The sequence below is a fragment of the Citrobacter sp. RHBSTW-00524 genome (genome assembly GCF_013747755.1).
Classification (GTDB): Bacteria; Pseudomonadota; Gammaproteobacteria; order Enterobacterales; family Enterobacteriaceae; genus Citrobacter; species Citrobacter braakii.
In genome coordinates this window covers 3,166,585-3,179,186 of the sequence record NZ_CP056421.1, presented here as the reverse complement: position 1 = coordinate 3,179,186, position 12,602 = coordinate 3,166,585, and the positions used below count along the sequence as shown (strand labels likewise).

Here is a 12,602-nt window from a genome sequence, read left to right as displayed (position 1 = left end):
TACTAATTAAAAGAGCCGTGAGGTATCAGGTGCGAATATTGGCAGTGGCAATCATGGTGTGCTTGCTGAGCGGATGCGGCAGTATTATTAGCCGAACTATCCCAGGACAAGGGCACGGAAACCAATACTATCCTGGCGTGCAATGGGATGTCCGGGACTCCGCGTGGCGCTACGTCACCATCCTCGACCTGCCATTTTCGCTGGTGTTTGATACCTTGCTGCTCCCGCTCGACATTCACCACGGACCTTACGAGTAGCTATCGCTCATCCCATTCATCGGCCGCGGTCTGACCCTCTTCGGTATCCAGGGGAGGTTCCAGCTGGAATTCACCTTCATCCCATTCGTGAAGTGTGTTTTCTTCCTGCCACTCCTGACGGATTTCAATTTCATCATAGTCGCCATCAAAAACGCTTTGGGCCGCTTCACCACTCAGCATTGGCAGGCATTCACCCTCGCCCTCATCCTCGTCAGCAAAGAATTCCGCCTGCCACATAATGTCACCATCCTGTAGCACGTATTTTTGTACGCTTAGCTGTTGAACGCTGGCTTCGTCGGGCTCAAGGTCAGGGTTATCAGCCAGAAATTCTTCACGAGCGGCATCAATGGCTTCTTCCAGCGTGGCATACATGGTCATCAGAGTCTCCCTTTGATTTAATGAAGTATTCAGGGAAATAATAGTTGATTCTCCGATATTGCAAGTATGAATGCACAAAAATCATCCTGTAGCCTCAGTGCTCCGGCGACGGCGCAGACTATTCCACGAGTAGAAAGCGTTAAACAGTACGACGCCCGCGGTCACGCAGAAGACGGCGCGAAAACCGTAGTTGGCGGAAATTGCCGCCCCCATTAACGGCCCCGTTACGTTACCGATATCGCGAAATGACTGGTTATAACTGAAAATACGCCCGGCGATCTGATTGGTTGAGTTATAGACCAGCAGCGTTTGTACAGCCGGGAGCAGAGCCCCGTCAGCGGCCCCCAATAAAAAGCGCAGAACGGCAAGTTGCCAGGGCGATTGTACAAACGACATTGGAATAAGCAGCAGCACGGAGATGACCAGAGCAACAATCAGGATCTTCTCCGGGCCAATTCGGTCACCTAATTTGCCGAGCCGCGGGGCGCTGATTAACGCAGCCACGCCTGGTACGGAAGCAATCATCCCGCTGATAAAGGCGATGTTACTGACGTTGCCAGCCAACTCTCGAACGTACAGCGTCAGAATTGGCGCGATGGACCCGGTTGCCACCTGGATTATCAGCGTTGTGACAAACAGGCTCAGCACCAGTTTGGGATTTTTTAACGAGGCCACGACTTCGCGAATGTGCAGCATCTCTTTCTTGCTCACCGGTTGGAAACGTTCGCGAATAAAAAATAGCGTCAGGATAAAACAGACCAGCAGTACGCTGGCGGTGATGAAAAATACCGGGCGTAGTCCGTACTGATCCGCGAGCAGCCCGCCTGCCAACGGTCCGAGCAGTGCGCCGCTGACGCCGCCGGTGGAAAGCGTTCCCAGCGCCCAGCCGCTTTTATTGCGCGGAACCTGGGTGGCGATCAGCGCATTGGCGTTGGGAATGAAACCGCCGAGCAGACCCAACAGGGCGCGCAGGACCAGGAACTGCCAGATATTTTGCGCCAGCCCCATCAGCAGCATCACAATCGCCATACCCAATGCGGAACGCAGCAGCATGATTTTTCGCCCTTTGCGATCGGCAAGGCCACCCCAGAAAGGAGAGGCGATGGCGGAAAAGAGAAAAGTGATGCTGAAGACCAGACCTGACCACATATTCAGGGCGCTATGACCCGTGACGCCGAGGCTCTCGACATAGAGGGGCAAAAAGGGCATAACCAGGCTAAATGCTGCACCGGTTAAAAAACAACCCAACCAGGCAACGGTGAGGTTACGTTTCCAGTTTATGGGAGCATCTGAGGGTGACATAGCGTTCCGCAGTGTGGCGCGCTGTTTGCGCTATCGATTGAATATAAGCAAGCAGGCTAATTATGCGCCTGGTAGATAGTTGCTGCAATGCGGATAGCTGTTAAACCTAAAGCGGGCAGGGAAGGTGTTGCAGTCCGCAGGACTGCAACCGTGCTTTAGTACAGGGAAGGTGAACCTTCAGGACGCGTCTTGAAACGACGGTGTAGCCACATGTACTGCTCCGGGGCCATCATGATGCATTGCTCAACAATCTTATTCATCCACGCTGCCGTAGTCTCCGCGTTGTCTAACGGCGGTGAACACTCCGGAGGCAGCATAATCAATTGATAACCTTTACCGTCAGGTTTGCGGCGGGGAACAAACGGTACCAGGCAGGCATTCGACATGCGTGAAAGCATCCAGGTCCCGGAGGTTGTTGCGGCCTGTTCAACAGCAAAAAGCGGGACAAATACGCTGGCGCGGGGACCGTAGTCATGATCCGGCGCATACCAGACCACTTCGCCTTTTTTCAACGCTTTAATCATTCCTTTCAGGTCTTTACGATCGAGCATGGATTTATTAGAGCGCATACGGCCCCAGGTTTGTAGCCAGTCGAGCAGTGGGTTGTCGTTAGGGCGATATACGCCTATCCCCGGCTCCTGCAAACCAAACTGACGCGCCCCCAGTTCAAGGGTCAGAAAGTGCAGACCCACTAACAAAATTCCCCGCTTTTGCGCCTGAACGTCGCGGATATGTTCCATCCCGATAACTTCCGTCCAGCGTGAAATGCGCTTGTCAGACCAAAACCAGGCCATTCCGGTTTCAATCACGCCCATGCCCACGGACTCGAAGTTCTTTATGACCATCTGCTGGCGTTCCTGTTCGCTCATTTGCGGGAAGCACAGTTCCAGATTACGGGAAACAATTTTTGCCCGACGTTTCATCAAACGTAATGCCAGACGACCTAATGCGCAGCCCAACTTGTAAAGAACCGGGTAGGGTAACTGCACGATTAACCAAAGGATGCCAATGCCCAGCCAGGTTAACCAATAACGTGGATGCAGTAACGCAGCCGAAAACTTGGGTAAATTCGTCATGTCTATCCTGTCTTCAAACGACCAATTGCCTGTATTGTCGCATTTTTTCGCGCATATCAAAAATTTGTGACGGGAGAACGGTGATTAAACCAGCAATTGTTGTTGCACTTTTATATTGGAGTAAGAAATGTAGCGTAAAATGTGTGGATGTAAATTGGCGGTGTTTGCTTTATTATGCCGCCGATTTTCATTTTTCCCTATTTGCAGGATACGTACACCATGCCAGTGTTACACAACCGCATTTCGAACGATGCGCTCAAAGCCAAAATGTTGGCTGAGACCGAGCCGCGCACGACGATCTCATTCTATAAATATTTCACCATCGCCAATCCTCAGCACACGCGTGATGCGCTGTACCAGATGTTCACTGCATTGAGCGTCTTCGGGCGCGTTTATCTTGCCCATGAAGGAATCAATGCGCAAATCAGCGTACCGCAAAGCAACGTCGAGGCATTCCGCCAGCAGCTTTATGCGTTTGATCCCGCATTCGCCGGGTTACGTCTGAATATCGCGCTGGATGATGATGGTAAATCGTTCTGGGTGCTGCGCATGAAAGTGCGTGAACGCATCGTGGCGGATGGTATTGACGATCCGCAATTTGACGCCAGCAACGTAGGTGATTACCTGAAGGCGGCGGAAGTAAACGCCATGCTGGACGATCCTGACGCGGTATTCATTGATATGCGCAACCACTATGAATATGAAGTGGGCCATTTCGAGAATGCGCTAGAAATCCCGGCAGACACGTTCCGCGACCAGTTACCGAAAGCCGTTGAAATGATGCAGGCGCATAAAGATAAAAAAATCGTTATGTATTGCACAGGCGGGATCCGTTGTGAGAAAGCCAGCGCCTGGATGAAACACAACGGATTTAGCAAAGTCTGGCACATTGAGGGCGGTATTATTGAATATGCCCGCAAGGCGCGTGAACAGGGGCTTCCTGTGCGTTTTGTCGGTAAAAACTTCGTTTTTGATGAGCGTATGGGCGAAAGGATTTCTGAAGATGTTATTGCGCATTGTCATCAGTGCGGAACGGCGTGCGACAGCCATACTAATTGCAAAAATGATGGCTGCCATCTGTTGTTTATCCAGTGTCCGGCCTGCGCGCAGAAGTATAACGGCTGCTGTAGCGAGTTGTGTAGCGAAGAGAGTAAGTTGCCGGAAGAAGAGCAACGTCGTCTTCGCGCCGGACGTGAAAATGGCAACAAAATTTTTAATAAGTCACGCGGTCGCCTGAATACCAAACTGGGTATTCCTGACCCTGCGCAATAGTCATCATGCCGGATGGCGGTTTTAGCCCCATCCGGCAACTCATACGTTACTTCTGTTGGACGCCTTCCACTGAGATGATCAGATCGACTTCCTGAGACGCCGGGCCGAGATCGGTGGTGATGTTGAAGTCCTTCAGCTTAATTTTACCTTCTGCTTCAAAACCTGCACGCGTGCCACCCCACGGATCGCCGCCCTGACCGATCAGCTTCGCATCCAGCGTAACCGGTTTGGTGACGCCGTTCAGGGTGAGATTACCGGTGATATCCAGGTCGTTCCCCTCTTTCTTCACGCTGGTAGAGCTAAAGGTCGCCTGCGGGAATTTGGCCACGTTAAGGAAATCTGCGCTGCGCAGGTGCTTGTCGCGTTCGGCGTGATTGGTGTCAACGCTGTTGGTTTTGATGGTGACGTTAACCTTATCGGCTGCGGGATTTTTCTCATCAAAGGTAAAAGTCCCGTCGAAATCTTTAAATGTGCCGTACAGCCAACTGTAACCCAGGTGCTGAATACGGAAATTAACAAAGGCATGCTGTCCTTCTTTGTCAATTTTGTAATCTGCCGCCACGGCTGACCCGGTGGTGAATAACAGAGAGGCGAGTGTAAGTCCCAGCAGGTTTTTTTTCATTTTAAGCTCCATAGTCAGATGACGATTTTCCCAACATGCGATTCAGGGTATCGTCGTTATCGATAAAGTGATGTTTCAGGGCCATCAGTCCGTGCAGAAGCGATAAAACCACCACGGTCCACGCAAGCCACAGGTGCAGACTACCGGCGAGGTCGGCCTGAGCGCCCGCATTGGCAAGGGTGGCAGGAATGTCGAACCAACCAAATACGCTTATCGCTTTGCCATCAGCGGTGGAAATCAAATACCCGCTGATGACAATTGAAAAGAGCAATGTGTATAGCGCGAGGTGACCCAGTGCCGCCGCGATGCGGGTGAAACGGGAATAACTTGCCAGCGCAGGAGGAGGAGGGGAGATCAACCGCCAGACGACGCGGATAACCAGCCCCATCATGAGCACAACGCCGATGCTTTTATGCAGTTCAGGGGCCTGGTGATACCAGCCGTCGTAATAGCTGAGCGTGACCATCCACAATCCCAGCGCAAACATGCCATATACAGCAATCGCAATCAGCCAGTGCAAAGCGGCAGACACCACGCCATAGCGTTGTGGAGTATTATTGAATTGCATAAGTGCACCGTTATATATTTCAGAAGTGAATGAAAATGGCGCGTAAAAGACATTAATGCAACTAATAAATAACAATAATGGTGATATTTGTTTCTGATTCAATAAAATTGATTGAATTATGAAGTAATCATCAAGGAATTAGTGGGGGGGATGATGTGAAGCCTTGGTTTGTGGGTGTTTAAGGTGTTTTTCTTGTTCAGTTAATTGCAATGAAAATTAAGTTAATATCAGTTTATGTCAATTAGTGTCAGTGTTGCGGATTCAGAAAAACATAATATATATCACATCCATAATTGCCAGCAGCGACCATAAAATAATGTAGAGCATAAGATGCTCGCGAATATTATTAACCAGATAGTGAAAGATGCGGCGCATCAACGTTATTCCTGTCATTAAAAATGGCCTCACCAACGAGGCCATTCATTTATTATCGCTTAAAACGACTTAGCCTGAAGGGCGTCAGGTCAAAGTCAGACGATTTGTCCTGGGCGAAGTCTGCCGCAATCTCTCCGAGGACGGAGGCAAACTTAAAGCCATGTCCGCTCAGCCCGGTGATGATCAGCGTGTTGTCATGCTCCGGTAGAGTATCAATAATAAAGTCTTCATCTGGTGAGTTATCATAGGTGCAGGACGCACCGTGCAGACAGCAGCCCACGCCTGGCAGAATTGTGCGCAGGAATGGGAAGGCTTCAGAACCATCGCTGGCTACAGCGGCAAACGGCTTGCGCTCTTCTGCCGAATGAATTACCTGTCCGCCATTGTGCTTACCAATTTTTAGCTCGTCGTTTTCTGCCGGGAAACCGTAGAATTGATCGCCATTTGGTAGTTCCCCGGTGAAGGCAGGGAAGTTATTCTTAACGCTGTAACGCCCATCGGCTTGATACCAGGCGAACACTTTGCGTACCGGTTGTATCGGTAGTTCAGGGACTAATGCCTGTACCCAGGTTCCGGCGCTGATCACCGCTTTTTGCGCGTGATAGTCACCATCGGCGGTTTCTACCGTGACGCCATCATCACTATGACGAATTGCGCTGACCGGGCATTTAAATAGCTGCGCACAGCCTGCTTCTTCCGCCAGACGGATCCAGGTTTTAATCGCTAACTCACTACGTAAAAAACCAGACTCCGCTTCAAACAAACCGATATAGTTTTCAGGTACGCGAATCTCTGGCCAGCGCGCCATAATGGCTGCTGCATCCAGTTGTTCAACATTGAGTTGCCACTGTTTTGCGCTTTGCGCCGCGGTCGCTAAGAAGGTTGAATTTGCCGGACCAAGGTTGATGACACCAGAGCGCACAAAAATCGGCTCTTCATTTTGGGTGGATAATTCATCCCATAATGTTTGCGCACGCAGCACCAGCGGAACATATTTTTCACCTTCGCCATAGGCATGACGAATTAATCGAGTGTCGCCGTGGTGGCTGCCCTGCTGATGCGGTGGCATATGCGCATCGATCATCAGAACCTTCAGACCGGCGCGAGTGGCATAGTATCCGGCTGCGGCGCCCACGGAACCGCTGCCAATTATGATTAAGTCGTATTTCATCCGCTTCTCTCTGCAATCGCGATAGTAGCAGGGTAAATAAGTGACCCGGAATATTCAACCTGGAAATAAGAAAGGCACCGGAAAGGTGCCTTTTGATGGTTGGATGTATCAGATTTAATGTCGCTGATACTCATTTACCTGGTAATCGCCGGATTCAATTTTAGCGATTCCTGCTTCTAATATCGAAATAAATTGCCTGGCAACATCAGTGGTTAACCAGAGCGTTTGACCAACTTCAGTCCCATCCGGGTCTGGACGATTCGGGGTCTGGTAGTGCAAACGCAGCATCAGCGCATCGTAGCTATCAACAGTGCTGATGTCCCATCCTACTAACGGATGAGTCTGAATGACTTCATTATTCTTTTCCATCATGCCCCCTAATTCGTGTTACTAGACAACGGTTTTCGAGGTTCAATGCGTTTTTTCTGAAGCAACTTCAGTATATCAATAAATAAGGGTGTTCATTGAAAATTTAAAGAGGTAAGCACATAAAATTTTCGTTTTCAGCGTTATCTGACTAACAAACCGACATGTTATTCATTTTTTTTAAGCATGTTGCACAATTATTTTGGTGTTATGGTTAAAAGATAGACAGGAATTTATTATTAAAATATCAGTTTGCCAGAAGGAATGAACTATTGATTAAAAGATGGTGTGTATAAAAAAGCCGGGGCGACCCGGCAAACAAACATCATTGCATATCATTATTTATTCATTGATGAACCAGTCATCCGCGCTTTCCCAGGTCTCCTGGAGGATCTCGCTGATGCGTTCTTTATCCTCTTTGGTGGCACCAATAACCGACAGATTGTTTGCGCCGGCATAACGGACGGTAACGTTACCTTCGTTATCCGGAAAATGGTGCTGAATACGGCGGGAGAGTTCACCTGCCAGCGCGTCAATTGCACCAGCAGGTAAAGGTGAAGTTTTGGCAATAGTGACTTCAATACGCATAGTAGCCCCCTGTGGAATATACTGTTTATTTATACAGTTATTCTCGCCAGTTGGCTACACTTTTTTTAGCTTTTCACGGACCAGTGTACCGTTTCGCCACCCAGGAAAGGCACCAGCGTATCATCTTGCAGCGCAATGCTCTCCGGGACCTGGTGCTCCACGCGTTCCAGCTCAATAAAGGTTTCATTCACCGGCAAACCGTAGAACTGTGGGCCATTGAGTGAGCAGAAGGCTTCAAAATGGTCCAGTGCATTCATCTCTTCAAACACGGTGGCATAACTGCCCAGTGCGGTCGGCGCATTAAAGCAGCCCGCACAGCCACAGCTTGACTCTTTGCGATGACGCGCATGCGGCGCTGAGTCGGTACCGAGGAAGGCGCGGTTAAACCCGCTGGCGACCAGCTCACGCAGCGCCTGTTGATGGACGTTACGTTTGAGGATCGGCAGGCAGTACAGATGAGGGCGAATCCCGCCGACCAGCATGTGGTTGCGGTTAAACATCAGGTGCTGCGGCGTAATGGTCGCCGCCAGAAGGTCGTTGCCGTCGCGCACGTATTCGGCAGCATCTTTAGTCGTGATATGTTCGAACACCACTTTCAGCGCAGTTAAGCGCTGACGCAGTGGTTCCATCACCGTTTCAATAAAGCGCGCCTCGCGATCGAAAATATCGATATCCGCATGCGTCACTTCGCCGTGCACCAGCAGAGGCATACCCAATTTTTCCATCCGTTCCAGCACTGGCATGATGGCATCAATAGAGGTTACGCCATGCGTCGAGTTGGTGGTGGCATTGGCCGGATAGAGTTTTGCGGCGGTGAACACGCCTTCGTTGAATCCACGTTCCAGCTCATTGGGATCCAGCGTATTCGTTAAGTAGCAGGTCATTAATGGCGTGAAGTCGTGTCCGGCAGGAACCGCGTCAAGAATTCGCTGGCGGTAAGCGATAGCCGCGTCAACCGTGGTGACGGGCGGAGCCAGGTTCGGCATGACAATGGCGCGGCCATAAACTTCGCTGGTATAGGGCACGACAGTTTTTAACATGTCGCCATCGCGAAAGTGAAGATGCCAGTCGTCTGGGCGGCGGATCTTTAAAACCTGGGATGGTGCAGTCATCAATATGCTCCGGCTGAGGATAGTCTTTTTTGCCGGAAACAAAGGATAAGCGGAAACGTTTTCGTTTGCACGAAAAAAAAGGGCGCATCGGCGCCCTCTGTCATATTAGTCGGTGAACGGGATAATGATTTCTCCCGGTTTCACCTCAATGCCTTTCGCCAGTTTTTTCGCCAGCGCTTCCCCCTGGCTGCTGTCATCCCGCAGAATGTACGCTGGCTGCTGGTTGAAATAGTTGCGCAGCGACTGATTTAAATAAGGCATCAGCGTTTGCAGTACCGACTGCATTTTTTCCGGCGTGACGGTAGCGTCCACGACTTCCATTTCTTGCAGATAAATCGCGCCTTTTTCTTTATTGAAAACCGGTAAGGCTTTTAGCTTCAGCTTCATGGTCGCTTTCTGACTGCCAAACAGGGAGTTCATGTCCAGGTTGGCGTCTCCGGTCAGCGTCACTTTATTGGGTTCTTCACGGCCTATCTGGCTGGCGAGATTGTTCAGTACGATATGTGCTTCAGCGACACCAGGCAGACCGATATCTTTTGAAAAGTTATTATTCTTCGCCAGGGCCTGATTAATCTCTTGCTCGCTAACCGTGTATTGCGTGAGTTGATTACAACCAACCAACAGGCCGCTGACAATTAGTGCAGCGGCAAAAAAAAACTTTTTCATGGGGTTCCTCAACATGATGCTTGTGGTGTAATCGTGACACAAAGCATCATCGAGCACCAGCGCTGCGGGTAACAGCAGAAAAAACTGAAAAAAGCACGTACGCCAGATTGGCTATCAGGCGTCAGGCTCCAGCATACCACGCGTTGGGCGTTTGAGACTGAATTGCCAGCCCAGCGCCAGGAAAGTGATGAAGCCGATAATACCGAGCATCATCCAGGGCAGCTCCGGTTGTGCCAGGGCTTTACCCATGTCAAACAGCCAGCCGCCGCCGATATAACCAATGGCGCCGCCGATGGCGAGTCCCAGTCGACTGAAACCCATATAGCTTCCCCGGGCCCGTGCATTCGCCAGCGAGGCGCTCAGGGTCTCACGCGCCGGTTCGGCGATGATTGAGCCAATATAGAACGTGCAAATCAGGGTGAACAACTGCTGCAAATTCCCGACCAGGCCGATGGGCATCATGCTTAAAGACATCACCAGCAGACCAGCCATCAGGCGATGCTCAAGGCGAAAGCGTTTTTCACTCCAGCGGGCAATCGGGTAGAGCAACGTTAAAGAGAGGCACGCCTCGATGGCATACATCCATTTCACTGCGGCCGGTGAGCCAGCGATGTCGTTTACCATTATTGGCAGCATCAGCATCACTTGCACCGCCAGCATATAATAGCCCGCCAGCGTCAGCACATAAGTGACAAAGCGCTTGTCATGCATCACGTGGCTCATTCCTTCGCGCACCGGAATTTTCACCGTTGACAGCTTCCATGCCGGAAGTAGCCAGGCGTTAAACGCCGCGCACAGAACGAACAAAATTGCGCCGGTAGCACACACCAGACGGAAATCGTATTGCAATAACCAACTGCCGAGCAACGCGCCAACCACTGCCCCGGCGCTATCCTGCATCATCAGAATAGAGAAAAAACGCCCGCGCTTTTCCGGACGGATCAGTTTGACCACCAGCGCCGAGCGGGGAGGGTCGAACAACGTGCCGCCCAGCCCGGAAAGAAAGCAGGAAAACCACAGTAGCCACGGTTCATGGGCAATGCCCATGGTGGCGAATCCGGCAGCGCGCATCAGCATGCCGGTGACGATCATCGGTTTTGCCCCGAAACGGTCAGCAATAGCACCGCCGAAGATACCTAAACCTTGCTGGATAAATTGACGTAATCCTAGCGCGATACCGACCATCACGGCGGCCCAGCCCATTTGATCGACGAAACGAATTGAGATCAGCGGGAAAACGACGAAGAAACCCAGCACGACCAGCATGTTATCGATAAGAAGGAAGTATTTACCCAGGTTCCTTGCCTGCGAGACTTGCGACATTTCCCCTCCAGGGAAAAACTCGTCACTCTGGATAGAGTTTAAAAGATAAGCACCTCCTATTCTGCGGTGTCGTCATCGCTTTTCCCACCCTTCGCGGGACAATATTTTTTTATCAAAAGTCCGTCTTGATAGAGAGTTTTCATCAAAATGTGTGAATAATTCAAAAAATGGCATTTTGCTCTTTTCACAGGGCGTATTTGCGCAGGTATAGTAATGCGAATAGCGTATTGAAGACGTTACGGGAAGGAGTAGGTATAGAATGTTTGGCTATCGCAGTAACGTGCCAAAAGTGCGCTTAACCACGGACCGCCTGGTCGTGCGTTTAGTGCATGAGCGTGATGCCTGGCGTCTGGCAGATTATTACGCAGAAAATCGTCATTTCTTAAAACCCTGGGAACCTATTCGCGATGAAAGCCACTGTTATCCGTCAGGCTGGCAGGCGCGTCTGAGCATGATATCTGAGTTTCATAAACAGGGCACCGCTTATTACTTTGCGCTGCTCGATCCGGAAGAAAAAGAGATTATTGGCGTCGCGAACTTCTCGAACGTCGTGCGGGGATCTTTCCACGCCTGTTATCTCGGTTACTCCATTGCGCAGAAGTGGCAGGGGCAGGGGCTGATGTATGAAGCCTTAACCTCGGCCATCCGCTATATGCAGCGCACGCAGCATATTCACCGCATTATGGCTAACTACATGCCACATAATAAACGCAGCGGTGACCTGCTGGCGCGACTGGGTTTTGAAAAAGAAGGGTATGCCAAAGACTACCTGCTGATTGACGGGCAGTGGCGCGATCACGTGCTGACGGCGTTGACCACATCAGAATGGACCCCCGGCCGCTAAGTTTCAGATGCAGCCATGATTAATGGAGAAGACGATGAAATACGAATTAACCGCCACCGAAGCACGGGTGATTGGCTGTTTATTAGAAAAACAAGTGACTACGCCTGAACAGTATCCGCTCTCCGTTAACGGAGTCGTAACCGCCTGCAATCAAAAAACGAATCGTGAACCCGTGATGAACCTGTCGGAATCCGACGTGCAGGATCAGCTTGATAACCTGGTGAAACGGCATTTCCTGCGTACGGTGAGTGGCTTTGGTAATCGCGTCACCAAATATGAGCAGCGTTTCTGCAACTCTGAGTTTGGTAATCTTAAGCTCAGCGCGGGGGAAGTCGCGCTCATTACCACGCTGTTGCTGCGCGGCGCTCAAACACCTGGTGAACTGCGTAGCCGCGCCTCCCGGATGTACGAATTCAGCGACATGGCCGAAGTAGAGTCGACACTGGAGAAACTGGCAACCCGGGAAGATGGTCCTTATGTCGTTCGCCTGGCGCGTGAGCCGGGCAAACGTGAAAGCCGTTATATGCACCTGTTTTGCGGTGACGTTGATGAAGCGATGGCCACGGCAGATGAACTTCCGGCAGCTTCGGGCGATCTACAGGCGCGCGTTGACGCGCTGGAAACAGACGTCGCGGAGCTTAAGCAGCGGCTTGATTCCTTGCTGGCGCACCTGGGAGACTGA

At 50.9% G+C, this 12,602-nt stretch carries 16 protein-coding genes; 4 read left to right on the top strand and 12 right to left on the bottom strand.

Annotated features, from left to right (window positions below):
- Nucleotides 1-29: 29 nt before the first annotated feature.
- Nucleotides 30-257: a YceK/YidQ family lipoprotein gene (locus HV229_RS15400; RefSeq protein ID WP_016152609.1), complete on the top strand. Its 228-nt coding sequence runs from the start codon at nt 30-32 to the stop codon at nt 255-257.
- On the opposite strand, the gene HV229_RS15395 is transcribed toward HV229_RS15400, so the two are convergent.
- The 3 genes from HV229_RS15395 to HV229_RS15385 form a co-directional block, all read right to left on the bottom strand.
- Nucleotides 258-635 carry a MysB family protein gene (locus HV229_RS15395; RefSeq protein ID WP_016152610.1) on the bottom strand — a complete coding sequence of 126 codons (378 nt, stop codon included), beginning with the start codon at nt 633-635 and terminating at the stop codon, nt 258-260.
- An 81-nt stretch (nt 636-716) separates the two neighbouring features.
- On the bottom strand, nt 717-1,937 hold the full coding sequence (mdtG, locus tag HV229_RS15390) for a multidrug efflux MFS transporter MdtG (protein ID WP_046274768.1): 1,221 nt from the start codon (nt 1,935-1,937) through the stop codon (nt 717-719).
- Nucleotides 1,938-2,092: 155 nt separating this feature from the next.
- Nucleotides 2,093-3,013 (bottom strand): Kdo(2)-lipid IV(A) acyltransferase, encoded by a 921-nt coding sequence (locus tag HV229_RS15385; RefSeq protein WP_181545794.1) that lies wholly within the window; start codon nt 3,011-3,013, stop codon nt 2,093-2,095.
- A 219-nt stretch (nt 3,014-3,232) separates the two neighbouring features.
- On the opposite strand from HV229_RS15385, the gene HV229_RS15380 reads away from it, so the two are divergent.
- Nucleotides 3,233-4,285, top strand: a complete 1,053-nt coding sequence (locus tag HV229_RS15380) for a rhodanese-related sulfurtransferase (protein ID WP_016156181.1) — start codon at nt 3,233-3,235, stop codon at nt 4,283-4,285.
- 46 nt (nt 4,286-4,331) lie between these two features.
- On the opposite strand, the gene HV229_RS15375 is transcribed toward HV229_RS15380, so the two are convergent.
- From HV229_RS15375 to mdtH, 9 genes are all read right to left on the bottom strand, one after another.
- The gene (locus HV229_RS15375; protein ID WP_047359340.1) at nt 4,332-4,907 is read right to left on the bottom strand and encodes a YceI family protein; all 576 of its coding nucleotides are present in this window, start codon (nt 4,905-4,907) and stop codon (nt 4,332-4,334) included.
- Between the two features lies 1 nt (nt 4,908).
- Entirely contained in the window at nt 4,909-5,475 is a 567-nt protein-coding gene (locus tag HV229_RS15370) for a cytochrome b (RefSeq protein ID WP_016152615.1), read from the bottom strand.
- Nucleotides 5,476-5,736: 261 nt separating this feature from the next.
- Complete coding sequence (locus HV229_RS15365) at nt 5,737-5,850, bottom strand: YceO family protein (RefSeq protein ID WP_003036148.1); 114 nt, start codon at nt 5,848-5,850, stop codon at nt 5,737-5,739.
- Between the two features lie 52 nt (nt 5,851-5,902).
- Nucleotides 5,903-7,021, bottom strand: coding sequence for an N-methyl-L-tryptophan oxidase (solA, locus tag HV229_RS15360; RefSeq protein WP_153690529.1), 1,119 nt, complete (start codon nt 7,019-7,021; stop codon nt 5,903-5,905).
- A 114-nt stretch (nt 7,022-7,135) separates the two neighbouring features.
- Complete coding sequence (gene bssS, locus HV229_RS15355; protein WP_003036154.1) at nt 7,136-7,390, bottom strand: biofilm formation regulator BssS; 255 nt, start codon at nt 7,388-7,390, stop codon at nt 7,136-7,138.
- 339 nt (nt 7,391-7,729) lie between these two features.
- Nucleotides 7,730-7,975: a DNA damage-inducible protein I gene (dinI, locus tag HV229_RS15350; RefSeq protein ID WP_003036157.1), complete on the bottom strand. Its 246-nt coding sequence runs from the start codon at nt 7,973-7,975 to the stop codon at nt 7,730-7,732.
- A 65-nt stretch (nt 7,976-8,040) separates the two neighbouring features.
- Entirely contained in the window at nt 8,041-9,087 is a 1,047-nt protein-coding gene (gene pyrC / locus HV229_RS15345; protein ID WP_181545793.1) for a dihydroorotase, read from the bottom strand.
- 105 nt (nt 9,088-9,192) lie between these two features.
- A complete protein-coding gene (locus HV229_RS15340) occupies nt 9,193-9,753 on the bottom strand; it encodes a lipoprotein (protein ID WP_016152618.1) in 561 nt (186 codons plus the stop codon).
- A gap of 114 nt (nt 9,754-9,867) precedes the next feature.
- A complete protein-coding gene (gene mdtH / locus HV229_RS15335; RefSeq protein WP_016156184.1) occupies nt 9,868-11,076 on the bottom strand; it encodes a multidrug efflux MFS transporter MdtH in 1,209 nt (402 codons plus the stop codon).
- Nucleotides 11,077-11,335: 259 nt separating this feature from the next.
- Between mdtH and rimJ the strand changes: the two genes are divergently transcribed.
- Entirely contained in the window at nt 11,336-11,920 is a 585-nt protein-coding gene (gene rimJ, locus HV229_RS15330) for a ribosomal protein S5-alanine N-acetyltransferase (RefSeq protein ID WP_006685101.1), read from the top strand.
- Nucleotides 11,921-11,954: 34 nt separating this feature from the next.
- Complete coding sequence (locus tag HV229_RS15325) at nt 11,955-12,602, top strand: YceH family protein (protein WP_181545791.1); 648 nt, start codon at nt 11,955-11,957, stop codon at nt 12,600-12,602.

Excerpts from the sequence above, each read along its gene's own strand:
- mdtH (WP_016156184.1), bottom strand. The coding sequence starts at position 11,076 with ATGTCGCAAGTCTCGCAGGCAAGGAACCTGGGTAAATACTTCCTTCTT.
- mdtG (WP_046274768.1), bottom strand. The coding sequence starts at position 1,937 with ATGTCACCCTCAGATGCTCCCATAAACTGGAAACGTAACCTCACCGTT.
- HV229_RS15395 (WP_016152610.1), bottom strand. The coding sequence starts at position 635 with ATGACCATGTATGCCACGCTGGAAGAAGCCATTGATGCCGCTCGTGAA.
- HV229_RS15370 (WP_016152615.1), bottom strand. The coding sequence starts at position 5,475 with ATGCAATTCAATAATACTCCACAACGCTATGGCGTGGTGTCTGCCGCT.
- HV229_RS15340 (WP_016152618.1), bottom strand. The coding sequence starts at position 9,753 with ATGAAAAAGTTTTTTTTTGCCGCTGCACTAATTGTCAGCGGCCTGTTG.
- rimJ (WP_006685101.1), top strand. The coding sequence starts at position 11,336 with ATGTTTGGCTATCGCAGTAACGTGCCAAAAGTGCGCTTAACCACGGAC.
- HV229_RS15325 (WP_181545791.1), top strand. The coding sequence starts at position 11,955 with ATGAAATACGAATTAACCGCCACCGAAGCACGGGTGATTGGCTGTTTA.
- pyrC (WP_181545793.1), bottom strand. The coding sequence starts at position 9,087 with ATGACTGCACCATCCCAGGTTTTAAAGATCCGCCGCCCAGACGACTGG.
- HV229_RS15380 (WP_016156181.1), top strand. The coding sequence starts at position 3,233 with ATGCCAGTGTTACACAACCGCATTTCGAACGATGCGCTCAAAGCCAAA.
- solA (WP_153690529.1), bottom strand. The coding sequence starts at position 7,021 with ATGAAATACGACTTAATCATAATTGGCAGCGGTTCCGTGGGCGCCGCA.
- HV229_RS15385 (WP_181545794.1), bottom strand. The coding sequence starts at position 3,013 with ATGACGAATTTACCCAAGTTTTCGGCTGCGTTACTGCATCCACGTTAT.
- HV229_RS15375 (WP_047359340.1), bottom strand. The coding sequence starts at position 4,907 with ATGAAAAAAAACCTGCTGGGACTTACACTCGCCTCTCTGTTATTCACC.
- dinI (WP_003036157.1), bottom strand. The coding sequence starts at position 7,975 with ATGCGTATTGAAGTCACTATTGCCAAAACTTCACCTTTACCTGCTGGT.
- HV229_RS15365 (WP_003036148.1), bottom strand. The coding sequence starts at position 5,850 with ATGCGCCGCATCTTTCACTATCTGGTTAATAATATTCGCGAGCATCTT.
- bssS (WP_003036154.1), bottom strand. The coding sequence starts at position 7,390 with ATGGAAAAGAATAATGAAGTCATTCAGACTCATCCGTTAGTAGGATGG.